Source organism: Roseateles sp. (assembly GCF_044373315.1).
Taxonomy (GTDB): domain Bacteria; phylum Pseudomonadota; class Gammaproteobacteria; order Burkholderiales; family Burkholderiaceae_C; genus JACDQM01.
In genome coordinates this window covers 1-22,141 of sequence record NZ_JBILQK010000032.1, presented here as the reverse complement: position 1 = coordinate 22,141, position 22,141 = coordinate 1, and the positions used below count along the sequence as shown (strand labels likewise).

The following is a 22,141-nucleotide window of genomic DNA, read 5'->3' as shown; positions in this document are numbered from 1 at the left end:
GCCGTGATCGCCGTCAGCGCGGCGAGGGCACAGGCTCGCCCAGCATGCGGTGCCACAGCCAGCGCAGGCCGCGGCCGACGTCGGCGCGCACGCCGACCGGTTCAGGCTGCGCCAGCAACTGCAGCGGCGAGGCATGGCGCGCCACCTCGAAGGCGAAAACGTAGAACGGTTCCTGGCCCATGCGCAGATCGCTGATCACGATGCTGGGGCCACGCTGCTCCAGCTTGTAGAAACCATCGCTGAAGGACGCCAGCGTGGCCACGGGTGCATGCTGCGCCACCAAGGGCAGCAAGGATGTGCCGCGATCAAAGGCCTCGAAGCGGACCACCGGTTGCGCATCGAGCAGCGAATAGAAACCCTCCAGATAGCCCTCGGGCGTGATCGCCACCACCCGCCACAAGACCGTGTTCAGCGGGCTGGGCGTCACCAGCAGGCGCTCGACCGGTTGCCCGGCCAGGCTCTGGCGTGCGATCTCCGTGACATGCTGCTGGGCGGCCAAACCCCAGGCCAGATAGGCGGTGGATGCCAGCAGGCCCGCTGCATTCCAGCGCAACGCCGTGGCGCGGCCGCGCAAGGCGATGCCGGTGCCGATCAGCAAGGGCAGGGTGTACAGCGGGTCGATGACGAAGATGCTGCCCAGCCCCAGCGGCTCGGACGAAAAGGGGCGCAAGAGCTGGGTGCCGTAAATCGTCATGAAATCCAGCAAGGGGTGCGTGATCAGCACCAGCCAGACGGCCAGAACCCAGTGCCGCAAGTGCTGGCGTTCACGCTGCAGCCAGGCGATCACCGTGCCCAACAGCGGCGCGATCAGCGTCAGCCAGAACAAGGCATGGCTGTCGGCGCGGTGCAGCACCATATTGCTGAGTGCGTCGCCATGGTCGATCAGCACGTCCAGATCCGGCAGCGTGCCGCAGACGGCGCCCCAGGCGGCCGCTTTCCACAGCGCCGTGCGGCGCCCCATAACCGCGACCGTGACGGCCGCGCCCAGTGCAATCTGCGAGACGGAATCCATGGCGCGGCATTGTGCCCAGGCATGCGGCATCTTGCTGGCGCAAGGCTGCTGTCGGGAGACGACGGTTCAGGGTCGCAGATCGGGCGCCGGCACCAGCGAGATGCCCTGCGCCTGTGCGGCCTCGAATTGGCGGGCTTGCGCGCGCTGGTAGGCCGGGCGCTGTTGCATCCGCGCCCAGTAGGCAGCGACGGCGGGCATGAACTGCGTGTGCAGCCCCAGGTGCTCGGCCAGCAGCAAGGCGTAGCCCACCGAGATGTCGGCGGCCGTGAAGCGTCCGGCGCACAGCCACTCGCGCGCCTGCAGGCGGGGCTCCAGCGTGCGCAGCCGCGCCAGGAACCACTTCGCGTAATCGTCGGCCACCTGCGGCTGGCGCCGCTCGGGCGGCTCGAAGAAGCGGTAGCGCAACACCAGGGTCTGCGGAAAGGTCAGCGTCGCCTCGCCGAAGTGCAGGTAGTTCAGGTAAGCGCCGTAGTCGGCTTCAGTCACGCCCACGTCCAGCCCGCCCGGGCTGTGGCGCGCGGCCAGGTACTGGCAGATTGCAGCCGACTCGCTCATGCGCACGGCATCCGGCTCGTCGCCGTCGATCAGCAGCGGCACCGTGCCCAGCGGGTTGTGCTCGAAGTAACTCTTGCCATGTGCGCGCGGCGGAAAGGGCAGCATGCGCAGATCGAAGTCCAGCCCCAGCTCTTCCAGCGCCCACAGCGGTCGGAAGGAGCGGGCGCTGAGGCAGTGATAGAGGCTGATGGGCATGGTGTGCAAGCTGGCTGGGTAGTCCCTGGCGTATCCGCGAAAACAGGCGTAAAAGGGGCGCTATCAGGGAGTCGTCATTCTGTTCGCTCAGTCAAGGAGTGTCGCCATGTCTTGGAATATGAGCCTGCTACCGACCGATGTCCTTCGGTCCTTGCCCGAGCTGCCTAGCCCTATTGAGCATCACATCGAACCGGCGCCTTTGCCACAGCATGCATTGGTGCTTGATGTGCGCTCCTACGCTGAATTCATGTCTGGCCATGTCGACGGGGCGCGCTGCCTGCCCTTGCCTCGGCTCCTGGAAGACATCGTTCATGTTGCTCCCGACCCGGATCATCCCATCGTGCTGTACTGCGCCAGCGGCGCCCGAGCAGAGCAGGCGCTGGGCCTGTTGCGGCGGATGGGCTACCACCAGTGTTTCAACGGAGGCACACCGGCAGATCTGGCCGGCAAGATGGGACGGGCGGTCCGCCAGGGTATGTAATCTCCCGTCTGAGAGGGCGCGACTCCAGGATGGCAGGCTGTGCTGAGCAGCGCTGGCGTCGCGGAATCACATGCTGCGCCGGTACTGCCCGCCTACCTCGAACAGCGCGTTGGTGATCTGGCCCAGGCTGCAGACGCGCACCGCATCCATCAGCACTTCGAACACGTTCTTGTTGTCGATCACGGCCTGCTGCAGGCGCTGCAACAGCAGCGGCGCCTCGGCGGCGTGGCGGGTGTGGAAGTCGGCCAGGCGCGTCAGCTGGCTCAGCTTTTCTTCCTCGGTGCTGCGCGCCAGTTCGATGTGCTCTGGCACCGGATCGCCCTTGGGATTGCGGAATGTGTTGACGCCGATGATGGGGTACTCGCCGGTGTGCTTGAGCATCTCGTAATGCATGCTCTCTTCCTGGATCTTGCTGCGCTGATAGCCGGTCTCCATCGCGCCCAGCACGCCGCCGCGCTCGGCGATCTTCTCGAACTCGGTCAGCACCATCTCTTCCACCAGCTCGGTCAGCTCTTCGATGATGAAGGCGCCCTGGTTGGGGTTCTCGTTCTTGGCTAGGCCCCACTCGCGGTTGATGATCAGCTGGATCGCCATCGCGCGGCGCACCGATTCCTCGGTGGGCGTGGTGATGGCTTCGTCAAACGCATTGGTGTGCAGGCTGTTGCAGTTGTCGTAGATCGCGATCAGCGCCTGCAGCGTGGTGCGGATGTCGTTGAACTGGATCTCCTGCGCGTGCAGGGATCGGCCCGAGGTCTGGATGTGGTACTTCAGCTTCTGGCTGCGTTCGTTGGCGCCGTACTTGTCGCGCATCGCCACCGCCCAGATGCGGCGTGCCACGCGGCCCAGCACGGTGTACTCGGGGTCCATGCCGTTGCTGAAGAAGAAGCTGAGGTTGGGCGCGAAGTCGTCGATGTGCATGCCGCGCGCCAGATAGGCTTCGACGAAGGTGAAGCCGTTGGACAGCGTCAGCGCCAGCTGGCTGATGGGGTTCGCGCCGGCCTCGGCGATGTGATAGCCGCTGATCGACACCGAGTAGAAGTTGCGCACCTTGTGGTGCACGAAATACTCAGCGATGTCGCCCATCACTTTCAAGCTGAACTCGGTGGAGAAGATGCAGGTGTTCTGGCCCTGGTCTTCCTTCAGGATGTCGGCCTGCACCGTGCCGCGCACGTTCTCCAGCACCCAGGCTCGGATCTTGGCGGCTTCGGTGTCGCTGGGCTCGCGGCCGTTGTCGCGGCGGAACTTGTCCAGGTTCTGGTCGATGGCGGTGTTCATGAACATCGCCAGGATCGAGGGCGCAGGCCCGTTGATCGTCATCGACACCGAGGTGCTGGGGCTGCACAGGTCGAAGCCGTCGTACAGTACCTTCATATCGTCCAGCGTCGCGATGCTGACGCCGGAGTTGCCCACCTTGCCGTAGATGTCGGGACGCGGCGCGGGGTCGGCGCCATACAGCGTGACCGAGTCGAAGGCGGTAGAAAGGCGCTTGGCCTCCATGCCTTCGCTGACCAGCTTGAAGCGCCGGTTGGTGCGGAAGGCGTCGCCCTCGCCGGCAAACATGCGGGTCGGGTCCTCGCCCTCGCGCTTGAAGGCAAACACGCCGGCGGTGTAGGGGAAGCTGCCGGGCACGTTGTCCAGCATCAGCCACTTCAGCAGCTCGCCATGGTCTTCGTAACGCGGCAGCACCACCTTGCGGATCTTGGTGCCCGACAGGCTGCTGGAGACCAGGCTGGTGCGGATCTCCTTGTCGCGGATCTTCACCACATACTCGTCGCCGGCATAGGCCTTCTGCATGTCGGGCCATTGCTGCAACAGGTGACGCGCGTCGGCGTCCAGCCGGGCGTCGCGCGCTTGCGCCTGTTCGGCCAGCGCGTCGCGGGCACGGTGCTTTTTGGGGATGGCCTCGAACAGCATGCGTGAGGCCGCCTGCAGCTGCTGGATCTCACGCGCCAAGGTGGCCTGCTGATGCACGCGGCGCTTGTAGCCGCGCACGCCATCGGCGATCTCGGCCAGATAGCGGGTGCGTGCCGGCGGCACGATGGGGGTCTGGTGCGTGCTGTGGCGGGTGGCGGCCAGCGGCAAACGGCCCTCATCGAGCTGCAGGCCGAGCTGGGCCAGACGCGGCTTCAGGGCCTGGTAAAGCGCCGTCACGCCGTCATCGTTGAAGCGGCTCGCCATGGTGCCGAACACCGGCATCTGGTCGGGCATCACGGTGAAGGCTTCGCGGTTGCGCTGCACCTGCTTGGCCACATCGCGCAGCGCATCGGCGGCGCCCTTGCGGTCGAACTTGTTGATGGCCACGAACTCGGCGAAGTCCAGCATGTCGATCTTTTCGAGCTGGCTGGCGGCGCCGAACTCGGGCGTCATCACATACATCGGCACGTCCACATGCGGCACGATGGCCGCATCACCCTGGCCGATGCCCGAGGTCTCGACGATCACCAGATCAAAGCCGGCCACCTTGGCCGCTGCGATCACATCGGGCAGGGCCTTGCTGATCTCGCTGCCGAAATCGCGCGTGGCCAGGCTGCGCATGAACACGCGGCTGCCTTGGCTCCACGGCGAGATCGCGTTCATGCGAATCCGGTCGCCCAGCAGGGCGCCACCGCTCTTGCGACGCGAGGGGTCGATGGAGATCAGCGCCACGCGCTTGCTGTCGCCTTGGTCCAGGCGCAGGCGGCGGATCAGTTCGTCGGTCAGGCTGGATTTGCCGGCGCCGCCGGTGCCGGTGATGCCCAGCACGGGGGTCTTCAAGCCGGCCGCCTGCTCGCGCAGGGCCTGAACCAGGGTCGGGGCGGCCCTTTCATTCTCCAGCGCCGTGATCAGCTGGGCCAGCGCGCGCCAGGCGGCTTCATCGTGGCCCTGGATGGCGGAAAGCGCCGTGGGCGCATGGGTGGCGAAGTCCTGGTCGCACTTCATCACCATCTCGCCGATCATGCCGGCCAGGCCCATGCGCTGGCCGTCCTCGGGGCTGAAGATGCGCACGCCGTGGGCGGCCAGATCGCGGATCTCTGCGGGCACGATCACGCCGCCGCCGCCGCCGAAGACCTGCACCTTGTCGCCGCCGCGCGCCCTCAGCAGGTCGACCATGTACTTGAAGTATTCGACGTGGCCGCCCTGGTAGGAGCTGATGGCGATGCCCTGGGCGTCCTCCTGCAGCGCGGCGGTGACGACTTCGTCGACCGAGCGGTTGTGGCCCAGGTGGATCACCTCGGCGCCCATGCTCTGCAGGATGCGCCGCATGATGTTGATGGCCGCGTCATGCCCGTCAAACAGGCTGGCGGCCGTCACGAAGCGGACTTTGTGGGTGGGGCGGTACTCGGCCAGGGCTTTGTACTCGGCGGACAGATCGCTCATCGTGTTGTCTCCTCCACGGCCTGGGCCGGGCTGCTCGTGGGCTGGCAGAAATGGGTGGATGCGATTCTAGGATGTGATTGACGTTTACGTTAACGTTAATCAAATTCGTGGCGGACTGTGCAACAGCGATCTGGCGCGGGCCTGACTTGCCGCCTGGCGAAAGCGGCGGCTCGGTCCCGTCCGGTCAGCCCCGCGGCACAAGTATTGCAGCGCAGCAGCCATGGCTGTTCCGTCCGTGTCATGAATCCTGCTTCCGGCCCCTCCTGCATGGCCCAGGGCCTGCGTGTGCTGTTGATCGACGACGGCGCTCACCGCGTCCAGCTGATCCGCGAGGAACTGACGCGCCTGGGCTGCGATGTGGTCGGCGTGATCGAGCAGGCCACGCTGATCCACGACTGCGTGCTGAACTTGCAGCCGGATGTGGTGATCGTCGACAGCGAATCGCCCACGCGCGACACGGTGGAAAACCTGGCCGCGCTCAACGAGCGCCTGCCGCGGCCCGTGGTGGTGTTCTCGGAAGACGCCAGCGACGATCCCATGCGGCAGGCCCTGAAAGCTGGCGTCAGTGCCTATGTGGTGGCAGGTTTGAGGCCCGAGCGCCTTGCGCCCGTGCTGCAGGTGGCGATCGCGCGCTTCGAGCAAGACCTGGCCCTCCGCCAGGAGCTCAGCCAGGCGCAGGCGCAGCTTAGCGCGCGCAAGAGCATCGAGCGAGCCAAGGGCATCCTGATGAGCGAACAGGGCCTGGACGAGGATGCCGCCTACAAGCGCATGCGGCGCCTGGCGATGGACCGAGGCCTGCCGCTGGCCGAGGTAGCCGAGCGCATCATCGATGCCCACGCGCTCTTGCGCCCGACTTGAGGCCGAACGCACCATGCTGGCACATGGCGGGTGGCATGGCGCCATCAAACAGTGCATGCTGAATGCACTGCGCCCGGCAAACTGGCCTGGCACGGCTCCTGCTAGTTCTTGGCTGAGGCCTGCAACGGCGTAGGCCTCGCTCTCGACAAGGTTCTAGGACAAAGGCGTCCGATCAGTGCTGCCCCATGGGCGGTGCAGATCGCGACGCCTTTGTCCTTTTTGTTTTTCTGACCCGGAGGAATCGATCCATGTCTGCCGTGAACGCTGCGAAGAAGGAAGGTGGTCCCATGAGTAAAGAGCGTCGCAAGCTCTTGGTCGGTGGTGCGGCTGCGGCCGTGACTGGCCTGGCGCCTGGCGCCTGGGCCGCCGGCTCGGACAAGCCCGAGAAGGAGGAAGTGAAGATCGGCTTCATTCCGCTGACCGACTGCGCGAGCGTGGTGATGGCCTCGGTGCTGGGCTTCGACAAGAAGTACGGCATCAAGATCATTCCCACCAAGGAAGCCTCCTGGGCCGGCGTGCGCGACAAGCTCGTCAACGGCGAGCTCGACATGGCTCATGTGCTGTACGGCCTGGTTTACGGCGTGCACCAGGGTGTCAGCGGCCCCAAGAAGGACATGGCCGTGCTGATGAACCTGAACCACAACGGCCAGGCCATCACCTTGTCGAAGAAGCTGGCCGACAAGGGCGCGGTGGACGGTGCCTCGCTGGCCAAGCTGATGGCCACCGAGAAGCGCGAATACACCTTTGCGCAGACCTTCCCCACGGGCACGCATGCGATGTGGCTGTACTACTGGCTGGCCGCTTCGGGCGTCAATCCGCTCAAGGACGCCAAAGTCATCACCGTGCCGCCGCCGCAGATGGTGGCGAATATGCGCGTCGGCAATATGGACGGCTACTGCGTCGGCGAGCCCTGGAACCACCGCGCCATCATGGACGGCATCGGCATCACGGCCGCTACCACGCAGGACATCTGGAAGGACCATCCGGAGAAGGTGCTGGGCACCACGGGTGACTTCGTGAAGAAGTATCCGAACACCGCGCGCGCCGTGATCATGGCCGTGCTGGAGGCCAGCCGCTGGATCGACGCGGGCCTGCAGAACAAGCTGAAGATGGCCGAGACCATTGCCGACAAGAGCTATGTCAACACCGGCGTCGACGCGATCAACCAGCGCATCCTGGGCCGCTACCAGAACGGCCTGGGCAAGACCTGGGATGACCCCAACCATATGAAGTTCTTCAACGACGGGCTGGTGAACTTTCCCTTCCTGTCCGACGGCATGTGGTTCCTCACCCAGCACAAGCGCTGGGGCCTGATCAAGGAGCACCCGGACTACCTGGGCGTGGCCAGGCAGATCAACCAGATCGAGCTCTACAAGCAGGCCGCCAGCGCGCTTAAGGTCAATGTGCCCAAAGACCCGATGCGCAGCAGCAAGTTCATCGACGGCGTGGTCTGGGATGGCAAGGAGCCCGCCAAGTACGCCGACTCCTTCAAGGTCCGGGCCTGAGTGCCGCAGCAGGAGCCCAGCATGGTCAGTGCAGTCTTTCATTCCCCCCGCGAGGCGCTGGATGCGGCCACTGAGGCTGCCGCGCCGACAACGGCCAAGGTGAACGCCCCGGCGGCGCGCGCGCCGGCAGTGTTGCGCATCGATTGGCGCGCCGTCTGGATGCGCGTGCTGCCGCCGGTGCTGGGTCTGGCCCTGCTGGTCGCTGTGTGGGCCGTGCTGACGCAGAAAGGAGGCAGCTTCCCGACACCGCTGCAGACCTGGGAGGCCGCCGTCAAGCTGTTCTCCGATCCCTTCTACAGCAAGGGTCCGAACGACCAGGGCATAGGCTGGAACATCCTGTTCTCGCTGCAGCGCGTGGCGCTGGGCTTTGGTCTGGCCGCGGCGGTGGGCATCCCGCTGGGCTTCATCATCGGCCGCTTCGAGTTCGCCAACCGCATGGTATCGCCGCTGATCAGCCTCCTCAAGCCGGTCTCGCCGCTGGCCTGGCTACCGATCGGACTGCTGGTCTTCAAGAGCGCCAACCCGGCCGCGATCTGGACCATCTTCATCTGCTCGATCTGGCCGATGGTGGTCAATACCGCGGTGGGCGTGCAGCGCGTGCCTCAGGACTACCTGAACGTGGCGCGCGTGCTCAAGCTCAGCGAGTGGAAGGTCATCACCAAGATCCTCTTCCCCGCGGTGCTGCCCTACATGCTGACCGGCGTGCGCCTGTCGGTTGGCACGGCCTGGCTGGTGATCGTGGCGGCCGAGATGCTGACCGGCGGCGTGGGCATCGGCTTCTGGGTCTGGGACGAGTGGAACAACCTCAATGTGGCCCACATCATCATCGCGATCTTCGTGATCGGCATCGTGGGTCTGCTGCTGGAGTGGCTGCTGATCAGCATAGCCAAGCGCTTCTCTTTCGAGGACTGAGACCATGATCAGAGCATTCATCGCCGTGCAGGCCGCCGAGATGGTGTTCAGCACCCGCAAAGGCAGCTTCCATGCGCTGCGCGACATCAATCTGGATGTGCAGCGCGGCGAGTTCATCACGCTGATCGGCCACTCGGGCTGCGGCAAGAGCACGCTGCTGAACCTGATTGCCGGCCTGCTCCAGCCCACGAGCGGCGTGCTGCTGTGCGACAACCGCGAGATCAGCGAGCCCGGCCCGGAGCGCGCGGTAGTGTTCCAGAACCACTCGCTGCTGCCCTGGCTGAGCTGCGCCGAGAATATCTATCTCGGCGTCGAATCGGTGTTCGGCGGCCGCGAACACAAGCGCCAGCTGCACGAGCGCACAGCCGCCGCACTGGAGCTGGTGGGCATGGGGCATGCTGCCAACAAGCGGCCGCATGAAATCTCCGGCGGCATGAAGCAGCGCATCGGCATCGCCCGCGCGCTGGCCATGGAACCCAAGGTGCTGCTGATGGACGAACCCTTTGGTGCACTGGATGCGCTCACCCGCGCCAAGCTGCAGGACGAGCTGCTGAAGATCGTTGCGCGTACGCAGAGTACCGTCGTGATGGTCACGCACGATGTGGACGAGGCGGTGCTGCTGTCCGACCGCATCGTGATGATGACCAATGGGCCCGCCGCCACCATCGGCGAGATCCACGCAGTGGACCTGCCGCGACCGCGTGATCGCGTGGTGCTGGCTGAAGACCCGCGCTATATCGCCGCGCGCAAGGCAGTAATCGACTTCCTCTATACCCGCCATGCCCATGTGGAGGCCGCCGCATGAATGCCCCGCTCAGGAGAATGAAGCTGGTGCTGGTGGGGAATGGCATGGCCGGCGTGCGCACGCTGGAAGAGCTGTTGACGATCGCGCCGGAGCTCTACGACATCACGGTCTTCGGCGCCGAGCCGCATCCCAACTACAACCGCATCCTGCTCAGCCCGGTGCTGGCTGGTGAGCAGACCCTGGACGAGATCATCCTCAACCCGCTGGACTGGTATGTCGACCACGGCATCACGCTGCATCTGGGCAAGAAGGTCGCGACCATCGACCGGGTGCGCCGCTGCGTGATCGCCGACGACGGCACGGAAGCGCCTTATGACCGCCTGCTGATCGCTACTGGCTCCGACCCCTTCATCCTGCCAGTGCCGGGCAAGGACCTGCAAGGCGTGATCGCCTACCGCGACATCGCCGACACGCAGGCCATGATTGGTGCGGCGCAGAAGTACCAGCACGCCGTCGTCATCGGCGGCGGCCTGCTGGGCCTTGAAGCAGCCAACGGCCTGATGCTGCGCGGCATGCAGGTGACCGTGGTGCATATCGGCGACTGGCTGATGGAGCGCCAGCTCGACGACCAGGCCGGCGCGCTGCTGCGTCAGTCGCTGGAGCAGCGCGGCCTGAAGTTCCGCCTTGGCGCCCACACGCAAGCGCTGATCCCCGACAAAGACGGCAGGGTGATGGCCGTGCAGTTCAAGGACGGCTCCGAGATCCCCGCCGACCTGGTGGTGATGGCCGCCGGCATCCGCCCCAACACCGCGCTGGCCGAGCGCGCGGGCCTGCACTGCCAGCGTGGCATCGTCGTCACCGACACGCTCCAGACCGTCACCGACCCGCGCATCTACGCGGTGGGCGAATGCGCGGCGCACCGCGGCATCGCCTACGGGCTGGTGGCGCCGCTGTTCGAGCAGGGCAAGGTCTGCGCGACGCATCTGGCCGAGTTTGGCATCGGCCGCTACCTGGGCAGCCAGACCAGCACCAAGCTCAAGGTCACCGGCATCGACCTCTTCTCGGCCGGCGATTTCATGGGCGGCGAGGGATGCGAAGAGATCGTGATGAGCGACCCCTTCGCCGGCGTCTACAAGAAGCTGGTGATCAAGAACGACCAGTTGGTCGGCGCCTGCCTGTACGGCGACACGGTGGATGGCAGCTGGTATTTCAAGCTGCTGCGCGAGGGTCGCAAGGTGGCTGACATCCGCGACAAGCTGGTGTTCGGCGAGAACAATATCGGCGATGTCGGCCATCAGGGCCACAACAAGGCCGCGGCCATGGCGGACAGCGACGAGGTCTGCGGTTGCAACGGCGTCACCAAGGGCACCATCTGCAAGGCGATCAAGGACAAGGGCCTGTTCACGCTGGAGGAGGTGCGCAAGCACACCAAGGCCAGCGCGTCCTGCGGCTCCTGCACCGGCCTGGTCGAGCAGCTCTTGATGTTCACCGCCGGCGGCGACTACTCGGCCACGCCCAAGAAGAAGGCCATCTGCGGCTGCACCGAGCTGAGCCACCAGGACGTGCGCGACGCGATCTTCGATCGGCACCTGACCTCGCTGGACGCGCTCTACGAGGCGCTGGACTGGAAGAGCCCGAACGGCTGCGCGACCTGCCGCCCGGCGCTGAACTACTACCTGATTTCTTCCTGGCCCAAGGAGGCACAGGACGATCCGCAAAGCCGCGCGATCAACGAGCGCGCGCACGCCAACATCCAGAAGGACGGCACTTACAGCGTGATCCCGCGCATGTGGGGCGGCGAGACCACGGCTGACGAGCTGCGCCGCATCGCCAACGCGGTGGACAAGTACAACATCCCCACCGTCAAGGTCACCGGCGGCCAGCGCATCGACCTGCTGGGCGTGAAGAAAGAGGATCTGCCGGCCGTGTGGAAGGACATAGGCATGCCCAGCGGCCATGCCTATGCCAAGGCGCTGCGTACCGTGAAGACCTGCGTGGGAAGCGAGTGGTGCCGCATGGGCACACAGGACAGCACCCAGATGGGCAAGGACCTGGAGCGCGCGATGTGGCGCATGTATGCGCCGCACAAGGTCAAGTTCGCCGTCTCCGGCTGTCCGCGCAACTGCGCCGAAGCCGGCATCAAGGACGTGGGCATCATCGGCGTCGACTCGGGCTGGGAGATGTATATCGCCGGCAATGGCGGCATCAAGACCGAGGTGGCGCAGTTCCTCGTCAAGCTCAAGACGCCCGAGGAGGTGATGGAGTACACCGGTGCCTTCATGCAGCTCTACCGCAAGGAGGGCTGGTACCTGGAGCGCACGGTGCACTACGTCTCGCGCGTGGGCATGGACTACGTCAAGAAGAAGATCCTCGACGACGCCGAGGGCCGCAGCGCACTGTGGGCCGAGCTGCAGTATGCGCTGGAGGGCGAGCCCGACCCCTGGTTCGAATTCGCCAAGGCCAAGGTCGATGTCCGTCAGTTCGATGCCCTCCAGGGAGCTTGAGATGAGCGAGTGGAAGACGATTTGCGCGGTCGAGGACATTCCGCTACTTGGCGCTCGCCGGGTGCAGCGCTCCAAGGGGCCGCAGGTGGCGCTGTTCCGCACCAGAGCCGACGAGGTGTTCGCGCTGCTGGACCGCTGCCCGCACAAGGCTGGCCCCTTGAGCCAAGGCATCGTGTTCGGTGCGGCTGTGGCCTGCCCGCTGCACAACTGGACCATCGAGCTGTCTACCGGCTGCGCGCGTGAACCGGACGAGGGCAGCACGCCGCGCTTTTCGGTGCGCGTCGAGCAGGGTCAGGTCATGCTGAACTTGCAGGAACTAGAAACGATCGCTATCGACCTGGAGCCCGTCAAGGCCGGCCCCTGCAACCGGGCCAAGGCCTGCTGACGAGAAGCCGCCCATGCAGGAAACACGCTCCACCTGCCCTTACTGCGGCGTCGGCTGTGGCGTCATCATCGAGAGCGATGGCGCTCAGATCACCGGCGTGCGCGGTGATTCCGAGCATCCGGCCAATTTCGGACGACTCTGCAGCAAGGGCGCCACGCTGCACCTGACGGCCAGCCCGGCAGTGCTGAAGAGCCAGCGCTTGCTGCAGCCGTTGCAGCGGCTGGATCGTGGCGCTGCGGCCCTGCAGGCGCTGGACTGGGATTCGGCCAGCCAGCAAGTGGCGGACAAGCTGGCGGCAGTGCGCGCCGAACATGGGCCGGATGCGATCGGCTTCTACATCTCTGGCCAACTGCTCACCGAGGATTACCACGCATTCAACAAGCTGGCGCGCGCCGTGGTCGGTACGAACAACATCGACAGCAACTCGCGCCTGTGCATGAGCGCAGCGGTGAGCGGGTACAAGCAGACGCTGGGATCCGACGCGCCGCCTTGCAGTTATGAAGACATCGAGCAAGCCGACTGCCTGTTCATTGCCGGCGCCAACCCGGCCTGGGCGCACCCGATCCTGTTCCGCCGCATCGAAGCCGCGCGGCAGGCGCGGCCGCAGGGCCAGAAGGTCATCGTCGTCGACCCACGCCGCACCGAGAGCGCCGAGCTGGCCGACCTGCATCTGCAGATCCTGCCCGGCACCGACATCGCGTTGTTCAACGGCATGCTGCATGCCTGCGTGTGGGAAGGCTGGCTGGATGCGGACTTCATTGCCGAACACACCGAAGGCTTCGCCGAACTCAAGGCCCTGGTGCGTGCCAGTACACCGAGTCAGGTCGCCAAGACCTGCGGCATCCGCGAGGAAGACCTGCTGACGGCAGCGCGCTGGTTTGCCCGTTCGCCGGCCACGCTCTCGCTGTACTGCATGGGCCTGAATCAGAGCAGCCGCGGTACGGCCAAGAACACCGCGCTGATCAATCTGCATCTGGCCACCGGCCAGATAGGCCGCCCTGGCGCCGGCCCCTTCTCGCTGACCGGTCAGCCCAATGCGATGGGCGGGCGCGAAGCCGGTGGCATGGCCACGCTGCTGCCCGGCCACCGCGACCCGGGCCATGCCGAAGACCGCGCCGACATCGCGCGCCTTTGGGGTGTGGACGCGCTGCCCGCCACGCCGGGCAAGACCGCGGTGGAGCTGTTCGAAGCCGCCGCGCGCGGCGAGATCAAGGCGCTGTGGATCGCCTGCACCAACCCCGCGCATTCGATGCCTGAGCAGGCGCTGGTGCGCGCGGCGCTTGCTGCTTGCGAGTTCGTCGTGCTGCAGGAAGCCTTTGCCGGCACCGCCACGGCGGCCTTTGCCGACCTGCTGCTGCCGGCCGCCACCTGGGGCGAGAAGGAGGGCACGGTGACCAACAGCGAGCGCCGCATCAGCCGCGTTCGCGCTGCCGTTCGGCCGCCCGGCCAGGCGCGCGAGGACTGGCAGATCGTCAGCGATGTCGCGCGTCGGCTGGAGCTGCAGTTGCGTCCTGGCCAGCCTTCGCTGTTTGCCTTCGAGTCGCCTGAGCAGCTGTGGCTGGAGCACCGCGAGGCCACGCGCGGCCGCGACCTGGACATCACCGGCCTGACCTACGCAAAGCTGGAGAAGCAGCCGCAGCAATGGCCTTGCCCGGAGGGCCAGCTGAAGGGCGCCAAGCGCCTCTATGAAGACGGCTGCTTCGCGACCGCCAATGGACGAGCCCGCTTCGTCGCAAGGTCGCACGGCCCGGCCGCCGAGAGCACCGATGCGCGCCATCCGCTGGTGCTCTCCACCGGGCGCCTGCGTGATCAATGGCATGGCATGAGCCGCAGCGGCACGGTGCCGCGCTTGTTCGAGGCGGAGTCGCAGCCAGCGCTGCGCATGAATCCGCAGGACCTGCTGCGCCGCCATCTGAAGGACGGTGCCCTGGTGCGCGTGCGCTCGCGCCGCGGTGAGCTGATCGTGCCGCTGCGGGCTGACGACAACGTGGGCCGCGCCCAGGCCTGGCTGCCCATGCACTGGGGCCCCGAGTTTCTCAGCGGCCGCGACACGCAAGGCCGCGCGCTGAGCGGTGTCAATGCGCTGACCCAGCCGCGCTTTTGCCCCGATGCGCGCCAGCCCGAGCTGAAATACGCCGCCGTGATGGTGGAGCCGGTGGCGTTGCCCTGGCGCGTCAGCGCTGCCGCCTGGCTGCCGGCCGGCCAGGGCGCCGCGCTGCGGGCTCGCCTGCAGGCGCTGATGGCCGAGTTTGATTTTGCGCAGTGCCTGCCGGTGACGGGCACAGGCGTCTTCGTCGGTCATGAGGGCTGGATGCTGGAGGCTGCCTGCGCGCAGCGGCCCTCGGCCGAGCTGCAGCAGCGTCTCGCCGCCGCGCTCGATCTGGCCGGTGTGGCCAAGGCTGGAGACGCGCCGGTTCTTCGTTATGCCGACAGTCAGCGCGGCCGCTGCCGCCTGCTGCGCCTGGCGGGCGAGGGCCAGCAGGCGCGCCTGCAGGCCTTGCTGCGCATCGGCGAAGGTGAGGAGGGCGCCTGGCTGGCCCAGCTCTGGCGCAGCGCCGCGCCGGCCGCACCCTATGGCCGCTGGCTGCTCAACGCCGAGGCGCCGGTCAGCGAGATGGCGCAGTGCCTGCAGCAGCCGGCCAGTCCGCAGGTCTGCAACTGCTTCGATGTGCGCGAGGACCGCATCCGCGATTGTCTGTCGCGCCAGACCGGCAGCGCTGCCGAACGCCTGGCCGCGCTGCAGGGCGAGCTGCGCTGCGGCACGCAATGCGGCTCCTGCCTGCCAACGCTGCGCCGCCTGGTTGCCCTGCAGGCGCCGGCTCCGATGATTCCCGAGGAGGTCACACCATGAACGCAAACAAGATCGGCAGCCCCATGGTCAGTCTGGTCGGTTCCGGCCCCGGCGACCCCGAGCTGCTGACGCTCAAGGCGCTCAAGCGCCTGCAATCGGCCGAGGTGGTGCTGGTGGACGACCTTGTCGATGCCCGCGTGCTGGCCTTGTTGCCGTCGCAGGCGCGCATCCTTCGCGTTGGCAAGCGCGGCGGCTGTGTCTCCACTGAACAGCGCTTCATCCACGAGCTGATGATCCGCGAGGCGCGCTCCGGCGCGCGCGTGGTGCGGCTCAAGGGCGGCGATCCCTTCGTGTTCGGTCGCGGCGGCGAGGAGGTGACGGCGCTGCGCTCGGCCGGCATCGAGGTGGAAGTGGTGTCGGGCCTGACCGCCGGCATTGCGGCGCCGGCCAGCGTGGGCATCCCGGTCACCGACCGCCGCCATGCGCCGGGCGTGGCCTTCGTCACCGGTCACCGTCAGAGTGGCGAGGACAGCCCCGACTGGCAGGCGCTGGCGCGCAGCGGCCTGACCCTGGTGGTCTATATGGGCTTGTCGACGGTCGAAGGCCTGGTGGCCGAGTTGCTGGCTGGCGGCCTAGCCGCCGACACTCCGGCAGCGGCAATTGAAGCAGCGCACACCGAGCGTCAGCGCCAGGCGATCACCACGCTGGGCGAGCTGGCACAGACGCTGGCCAGCGAGCAGATTCGCAGCCCGGCCATCCTGGTGATCGGCCAGGTGGTGCGCGAGGCGCTGCCCGGCCTGGCCTTGCAGGCGGGGCAGCAGCAGTTGCGCCTCAGCTCAGCCTGAAGCCGGCCACCACCTCGGACAGGCGCATCGCCTGATCCTTCAAGGATTCCGCGGCGGCTGCGCTTTCCTCGACCAGCGCGGCGTTCTGCTGTGTCATGCGGTCCAGTTCGTTGACCGAGGTGTTGACCGAGCCAATGCCTTGGCTCTGCTCGACGGTGCTTGCCGAGATCTCGGCAATGATGTCGGTCACGCGCTTTACGCTGGCGACGATCTCGTCCATCGTGCTGCCGGCGTCCTGCACCAGGCGACTGCCGGTCTCGACCTTGTCGACGCTCGCGCCAATCAGCCCCTTGATCTCGCGTGCCGCGGCGGCGCTACGCTGCGCCAGCGAGCGAACTTCGGCGGCGACCACCGCAAAGCCCCGGCCCTGCTCCCCGGCGCGGGCTGCTTCCACCGCGGCGTTCAAGGCCAGGATATTGGTCTGGAAGGCGATGCCGTCGATCACGCCGATGATGTCACCGATCTTCTTGGAGCTGGCATTGATCTCGTCCATGGTGCTGACCACCTGGCCCACCACCGTGCCGCCGCGTTGCGCCACCTGCGCTGCGCTGCTGGCGAGCTGGTTGGCGGTGGCGGCGCTATCGGCGCTCTGCCGCACGGTGCCGGTGAGCTGGCTCATCGCGCCAGCCGCCTGTTGCAGATTGCTGGCGGTCTGCTCGGTACGTTGGCTGAGGTCCAGATTGCCGGTGGCGATCTCGGCGCTGGCGGTCTGGATGCTGTCCGCGCTCTGGCGCACCTCACCCACCACGCGGTTGAGGGCGCTGCGCATGGCGGCCAGCGCGCGCTGCACATCGCCGATCTCGTCTTTGCGGTCCGTGTCCGTGCTGCCGCTGAGATCCCCTTGGCCGATGCGCTCGGCCTCGGCGACCAAGGCCCTGAGCGGATTGGAGATCGAGCGCACCAGCGTCCAGGTGCTGGCTGCCATGCCGGCCACCAGCAGCAGGAACACGGTGGCGCTGGCCCACACGGTGCGCATGCGCTCGACGGCCGCCTTCGCGCGGGCGGCTTCGGCGCGCTTTTCTTCCATCACCACGAATTCCTGCTGGGCCGCCAGATAGGTGGTCACCGCGGGAAGCATCTTGGCCTTCAGTGCGGCTGCAGCCTGCTCGGCATCACCACTGCTCTTGAGCTTGCCGACCTCGTTGCGGGCGTCGATATAGGCCTTGCGTGTGTCTGCGATCCGGGCCATGGCCGCTTTTTCCTCGTCGGAGGTAGCCAGGGATTCCAGTTCCTTCTGCAACTCGGATATGGCAGCCGTGGTGGCCGCGATATCTGGCTTCAGAGCCTCGGCCACAGCCGGGTCGCTGCTGACTGCGCTGGCGACCGCGCGCGCCGCGTTGGTCTCTGTCATGCCTCGCCATCGCATGGCGAGCGTGAGCTTGCGTTCCTGGGTGCTTTGCGAGTGGTTGGCCTCGTCGATCAGCTTGCTGGTGCGCAGCGCCGATATCGACGTCATCGTGCCGGAGGCCAGCGCCAGCACGATGATAGGGATCCAGAGCTTCTTGGCGATTGAGAGCGAATTCATGGGCTGGCGGTCTCCGTACTTCTTGTGTGGCCTGTGCGGCTCTGCTTGGGATGCCCCCCCCCGTTCTTCATCATCGGCGCCCGGGGGCAAAGCTTTAGCGGCTTTTGCCTCAGTTCTTGTGCGGGCCTCTGGTAGGCTGGCGGCCGCATCCAACACCGACCCGCGGACCCCAGCGATGAGTTTTCTTGCGATCGATATCGGCAACACCCGGCTCAAATGGGGTCTGTATGCCTCGCCCCAGCCGGGCGCGGCCTTGCTGGCCCATGGCGCCGTGTTCCTGGAGAACATCGATCAGCTGGCCGAGACCGACTGGCGCCATCTGCCGCAGGCGCCGGCCAGCATGCTGGGCTGCAATGTTGCGGGCGATGCGGTGCGGCGTCGCGTCGAAGAGCAGCTGGAGCTGTGGGATGTGGAGCCGCGCTGGGTGGTGTCTGGCGCGCAGGCGGGCGGCGTCACCAATGGCTACGACCACCCCAGCCGACTGGGCACCGACCGCTTTGTCGCGCTGATCGGCGCACGCTCGCATGTGCTGGCCCTGGGCGGCGAGCGGGCCTGCCTGGTGGTGATGATCGGCACGGCGGTGACGGTCGACGCGCTGGATGCGCAGGGTCATTTTCTTGGCGGGCTGATCCTGCCGGGCCACGGCATCATGCTGCGTGCGCTGGAAGGCGGCACCGCCGGCCTGCGGGTGCCGACCGGCGAGGTGCGCGAGTTCCCCACCAACACATCGGACGCGCTGACCAGCGGCGGCAACTACGCCATCACCGGCGCGATCGAGCGTATGCACCGTCACCTGGCCCGGCGCGCCGGCCACGATCCGCTGACGCTGATGACCGGCGGTGCCGGCTGGAAGGTGGCGCCGGCACTCGACATTCCGCATGAGCTGATCGATCGCCTGATCTTCGACGGCCTGCTGGCGCTGCAGTCGCACCGGTTGGCGCTCTAGTCGCGGCGGGCCCGCGCATCGCGCAAGGCGGCCACCTCGTCGCGCAGCTCGCGCAGCTCGGCATGCATGGCCCGCAGGATGTCGGCCTCCATCTCGCGCTCCGAGCTTTCCACCCAGAAGGCCGCAATCGCGGCCGTCACCAGCGACAGCACCGCATAGCCCAGCAGCACGACGAAGACCGAGAAGATCTTGGAGGCGGGCGTGCTGGGCACGATGTCGCCATAGCCCACGGTGGCCGCTGTCGTGAACGCCAGCCACATGCCGTCGCCCAGGCTGTGCACCCGAGGCTCCAGCGCCCAGAAGCCGACGCCACAGAAGCCCAGCACGGTCACTGCCGTCAGCAGCAGATAGGCCATGCCGCCGCGCGTCACCCAGGCCTTGAGAGTCCACACCATGCGCATCAGCGCCAGCATGGCCACCACCAGGCGCCCGGTCAGTGCGGCGTTCGAGTCAGTGCTGGGCGGCAGCAGCGCGGCAATCACCAGGCCGGCGATCAGCGCGATGTCCAACAGATTGGCGCGCAGGTAAAGACCGGGCTGCTTGCAGCGCGCGGCCACCTGCCACAGCGCTGCAGTCAGCACCGCGGCAGCACCCGCATAGATGGCTATCGCCAGCGGCGTCGGCAGGTCTTCAAGCAGCTCGATGTAGAAGGCCGGAATCGTGCACAGCAGCGCCAGCAGCACCGGCACGCGCCACAGGCGGGCGATGCGGTTGGCCGAGGGGTTGAGCATGCTGGGCTGCGTCAGGCCCCAGCTGCGGCTGTGTGAAGACTCAGGCATCGCTTGAGCCTATGCGCAGCCTGGCGCGCGGGGCTTGATGCGCATCAAGCCCCGCGCAGCGGCGCATGTCTCAGAGGATGAAGCGCGACAGGTCTTCGTTGCGCGCCAGCTCGCCCAGCCTGGCATCGACCGCCGCCGCATCGATGGTCACGGTCTGGCCGGCCTGCTTGTGGGCGTCGAAGCTCAGTTCTTCCAGCAGGCGCTCCATCACGGTGGACAAGCGCCGCGCGCCGATGTTCTCGGTGCGTTCGTTGACCTCGAAGGCAATCTGCGCCAGGCGCTGGATGCCGTCGGCGCTGATCTGCAGATCGACGCCTTCGGTGGCCAGCAGGGCCTGGTACTGCTTGACCAGGCTGGCATGGGTACTGGTCAGGATGGCCTCGAAATCCTGAACCGACAGAGAACCCAGTTCCACACGGATCGGGAAGCGGCCCTGCAGCTCGGGGATCAGGTCGCTGGGCTTGCTCAGATGGAAGGCGCCCGAGGCAATGAACAGCATGTGGTCGGTCTTGACCATGCCGTACTTGGTGTTCACTGTCGTGCCTTCGACCAGCGGCAGCAGGTCGCGCTGCACGCCCTGGCGCGAGACATCGGCGCCGCCATGCTCGGCACGGCTTGCCACCTTGTCGATCTCGTCGATGAAGACGATGCCGTTTTCCTGCGCATTGGCCAGGGCCGCAGCCTTGATCTCGTCCTCATTGAGCAGCTTGCCAGCTTCCTCCTCGACCAGCAGCTTCATCGCCTCGCCGATCTTGAGCTTGCGCGTCTTGCGTTTGCCGCCGCCCAGCTGCGAGAACATGCCCTTGAGCTGCTCGGCCATCTCTTCCATGCCGGGGCCGCCCATGGGACTGAGGATCTCCATGCTGGGCTTGGCGTCGAGCAGGTCGACCTCGATCTCCTTGTCGTCCATCGTGCCTTCGCGCAGGCGCTTTCGCATCAGCTGGCGGGTGTTGTTCTCGGCCTCGCTGCCGGGCACCAGAATGTCGAGCACGCGCTCTTCGGCGGCGTCCTCGGCGCGGGTGCGCTGGCGGCGCATCTGCACTTCGCGTTCCTGCTTGATCGCCATGTCGACCAGGTCGCGCACGATGGAGTCCACGTCCTTGCCGACATAGCCGACCTCGGTGAACTTGGTGGCTTCCACCTTGATGAAGGGCGCATCGGCCAACTTGGCCAAGCGGCGCGCGATCTCGGTCTTGCCGACGCCGGTCGGGCCGATCATCAGAATGTTCTTGGGTGTGATTTCGCCGCGCAGCTTTTCATCCACCTGCTGGCGGCGCCAGCGGTTGCGCATTGCGATCGCGACGGCGCGCTTGGCGGCGTCCTGTCCGACGATGTGGCGGTCGAGTTCGGAGACGATTTCCTGCGGAGTCATCATGAGCGCGCCTCGCCCGATTTCATGCCCAGTTGCGGTGCTGCCACTCATTCCAAAACCTCGATGGTGTGGTTGCCGTTGGTATAGATGCAGATCTCGCCGGCGATCACCAGCGACTGCTTGACGATCTCGGCTGCGGACAGCTCGCTGTGGTTGAGCAAGGCCTTGGCCGCGGCCTGCGCATAGGCGCCGCCGGAGCCGATCGCGACGATGCCCTGCTCGGGCTCCAGCACGTCGCCGTTGCCGGTGATGATCAGCGAGGCCGTGCGGTCGGCTACCGCCAGCATCGCTTCCAGGCGGCGCAGCACGCGGTCGGTGCGCCAGTCGCGCGTCAGCTCGACGGCGGCGCGCACCAGATGGCCCTGGTGCTTTTCAAGCTTGGCCTCGAAGCGCTCGAACAGCGTGAAGGCGTCGGCGGTGGCGCCGGCGAAACCGGCCAGTACCTGGTCGCGGTGCAGCTTGCGCACCTTGCGGGCACTGGATTTGACGACGATATGGCCCAGGGTCACCTGGCCGTCGCCGCCGATCGCGACCTGATTGCCACGACGCACGCTGACGATGGTCGTGCCGTGGAAGCTGGGGAGAGTGTTGTGGGATGAGTCCATGGGGGCTCCAGATGGGGGCGTCGGCGGCCGCTTCAACCACCGCAGCGCAGTGGCGCGCCAACACCGCCGATCCGGCGCTGCCGGGGCAGCGGCGGGCCGGGTGTCAGTTCACCCGGACCTTGACCTTGGCATGCTCGTTGATGCCCATGGCGCCAAAGAACAGCGCCACCAGGCGGTGCGCATCGAGAAAGGTGACGGCACGGTTCTCGCCGCGCCGCTGCAAAACCCAGTTCAGCAGATCGCCGGCGGCCATGAAATCAAGCCGGATCAGCTTGGGGCAAGCGATCTCGATCTGGCTGGCGGCGCCCAGCTCGGCGCTCATCAGCTGCAGGGTTTCGCTGATGTCGCCGCTGAGCTGGCCGGAGAGCTCGAGCTGCACCCGGCTACTGAGCTGGGTCTGCTCGGCAATCGTCGACTCCATGAAGCTGGTCGTGGGCTCGGCGGCCACGGTCGACAGCGGGCCCGTTGTCGACAGGCTGGCGCCACTGACGCGCACGCGGCAGGCGGCACGCTCCCAGGAGGGCGGCGACACCTCATAAGTGACGCAGTAGTCGATGGCGGCTTCATCGAACTGGTCCGGCCGGTTCACGATGCGCAGCGCCTCCAGGCGCAGCATCCAGTACACCGGGTCGACGTCACGCACGCCCACCGGCGCCAGCTCCTTGAGCTGCTGCAGGAAGCGATCACCGGAGAGCCAGCGCAGGTCCACCTGCTGCTTGGCCCACTGGCGGAACAGGTCGCGCAGCTTGGCACCGGCCTCTGGGTCCAA

At 66.6% G+C, this 22,141-nt stretch carries 17 protein-coding genes and 1 pseudogene; 10 read left to right on the top strand and 8 right to left on the bottom strand.

What is annotated here, in order from left to right:
* Positions 1-13: 13 nt before the first annotated feature.
* Positions 14-1,012 carry a metal-dependent hydrolase gene (locus ACIQ67_RS09665; protein ID WP_397534154.1) on the bottom strand — a complete coding sequence of 333 codons (999 nt, stop codon included), beginning with the start codon at positions 1,010-1,012 and terminating at the stop codon, positions 14-16.
* Positions 1,013-1,078: 66 nt separating this feature from the next.
* Positions 1,079-1,762, bottom strand: a complete 684-nt coding sequence (locus ACIQ67_RS09660; protein WP_397534153.1) for a glutathione S-transferase family protein — start codon at positions 1,760-1,762, stop codon at positions 1,079-1,081.
* A gap of 106 nt (positions 1,763-1,868) precedes the next feature.
* On the opposite strand from ACIQ67_RS09660, the gene ACIQ67_RS09655 reads away from it, so the two are divergent.
* Positions 1,869-2,243 (top strand): rhodanese-like domain-containing protein, encoded by a 375-nt coding sequence (locus ACIQ67_RS09655; protein WP_397534152.1) that lies wholly within the window; start codon positions 1,869-1,871, stop codon positions 2,241-2,243.
* A 66-nt stretch (positions 2,244-2,309) separates the two neighbouring features.
* Here ACIQ67_RS09655 and icmF read toward each other — a convergent pair whose 3' ends face one another.
* On the bottom strand, positions 2,310-5,600 hold the full coding sequence (gene icmF / locus ACIQ67_RS09650; RefSeq protein ID WP_397534151.1) for a fused isobutyryl-CoA mutase/GTPase IcmF: 3,291 nt from the start codon (positions 5,598-5,600) through the stop codon (positions 2,310-2,312).
* Positions 5,601-5,840: 240 nt separating this feature from the next.
* On the opposite strand from icmF, the gene ACIQ67_RS09645 reads away from it, so the two are divergent.
* The 8 genes from ACIQ67_RS09645 to cobA all read left to right on the top strand — a co-directional run bounded on the left by ACIQ67_RS09645 (position 5,841) and on the right by cobA (position 16,145).
* On the top strand, positions 5,841-6,458 hold the full coding sequence (locus ACIQ67_RS09645; RefSeq protein WP_397534150.1) for an ANTAR domain-containing response regulator: 618 nt from the start codon (positions 5,841-5,843) through the stop codon (positions 6,456-6,458).
* A gap of 287 nt (positions 6,459-6,745) precedes the next feature.
* Positions 6,746-7,963, top strand: coding sequence for a CmpA/NrtA family ABC transporter substrate-binding protein (locus ACIQ67_RS09640; protein WP_397534149.1), 1,218 nt, complete (start codon positions 6,746-6,748; stop codon positions 7,961-7,963).
* 21 nt (positions 7,964-7,984) lie between these two features.
* The gene (ntrB, locus tag ACIQ67_RS09635) at positions 7,985-8,875 is read left to right on the top strand and encodes a nitrate ABC transporter permease (RefSeq protein WP_397534148.1); all 891 of its coding nucleotides are present in this window, start codon (positions 7,985-7,987) and stop codon (positions 8,873-8,875) included.
* Positions 8,876-8,879: 4 nt separating this feature from the next.
* Entirely contained in the window at positions 8,880-9,680 is an 801-nt protein-coding gene (locus tag ACIQ67_RS09630; protein WP_397534147.1) for an ABC transporter ATP-binding protein, read from the top strand.
* Positions 9,677-12,124: a nitrite reductase large subunit NirB gene (gene nirB, locus ACIQ67_RS09625; RefSeq protein ID WP_397534146.1), complete on the top strand. Its 2,448-nt coding sequence runs from the start codon at positions 9,677-9,679 to the stop codon at positions 12,122-12,124. The genes ACIQ67_RS09630 and nirB overlap by 4 nt, the downstream gene beginning before the upstream one ends.
* 1 nt (position 12,125) lies before the next feature.
* Entirely contained in the window at positions 12,126-12,509 is a 384-nt protein-coding gene (gene nirD, locus ACIQ67_RS09620) for a nitrite reductase small subunit NirD (RefSeq protein WP_397534145.1), read from the top strand.
* 13 nt (positions 12,510-12,522) lie between these two features.
* The gene (locus tag ACIQ67_RS09615; RefSeq protein WP_397534144.1) at positions 12,523-15,360 is read left to right on the top strand and encodes a molybdopterin-dependent oxidoreductase; all 2,838 of its coding nucleotides are present in this window, start codon (positions 12,523-12,525) and stop codon (positions 15,358-15,360) included.
* Entirely contained in the window at positions 15,357-16,145 is a 789-nt protein-coding gene (gene cobA, locus ACIQ67_RS09610; protein WP_397534143.1) for a uroporphyrinogen-III C-methyltransferase, read from the top strand. Before ACIQ67_RS09615 ends, cobA begins: the two co-directional genes overlap by 4 nt.
* Here cobA and ACIQ67_RS09605 read toward each other — a convergent pair.
* Complete coding sequence (locus ACIQ67_RS09605) at positions 16,132-17,670, bottom strand: methyl-accepting chemotaxis protein (protein ID WP_397534142.1); 1,539 nt, start codon at positions 17,668-17,670, stop codon at positions 16,132-16,134. The two genes, cobA and ACIQ67_RS09605, sit on opposite strands and share 14 nt — an antisense overlap.
* A gap of 175 nt (positions 17,671-17,845) precedes the next feature.
* Here ACIQ67_RS09605 and ACIQ67_RS09600 point away from each other — a divergent pair, with 175 nt between their 5' ends.
* Complete coding sequence (locus ACIQ67_RS09600; protein WP_397534141.1) at positions 17,846-18,616, top strand: type III pantothenate kinase; 771 nt, start codon at positions 17,846-17,848, stop codon at positions 18,614-18,616.
* Here ACIQ67_RS09600 and ACIQ67_RS09595 read toward each other — a convergent pair.
* The 4 genes and pseudogenes from ACIQ67_RS09595 to ACIQ67_RS09580 all read right to left on the bottom strand — a co-directional run.
* Positions 18,613-19,395 carry a potassium channel family protein gene (locus tag ACIQ67_RS09595; protein ID WP_397534140.1) on the bottom strand — a complete coding sequence of 261 codons (783 nt, stop codon included), beginning with the start codon at positions 19,393-19,395 and terminating at the stop codon, positions 18,613-18,615. The two genes, ACIQ67_RS09600 and ACIQ67_RS09595, sit on opposite strands and share 4 nt — an antisense overlap.
* A gap of 70 nt (positions 19,396-19,465) precedes the next feature.
* Complete coding sequence (hslU, locus tag ACIQ67_RS09590; protein WP_397534173.1) at positions 19,466-20,767, bottom strand: ATP-dependent protease ATPase subunit HslU; 1,302 nt, start codon at positions 20,765-20,767, stop codon at positions 19,466-19,468.
* 47 nt (positions 20,768-20,814) lie between these two features.
* Positions 20,815-21,372, bottom strand: a complete 558-nt coding sequence (gene hslV / locus ACIQ67_RS09585) for an ATP-dependent protease subunit HslV (RefSeq protein WP_397534139.1) — start codon at positions 21,370-21,372, stop codon at positions 20,815-20,817.
* A gap of 103 nt (positions 21,373-21,475) precedes the next feature.
* Positions 21,476-22,141, bottom strand: a pseudogene (locus tag ACIQ67_RS09580) (hypothetical protein); the annotation flags it as partial.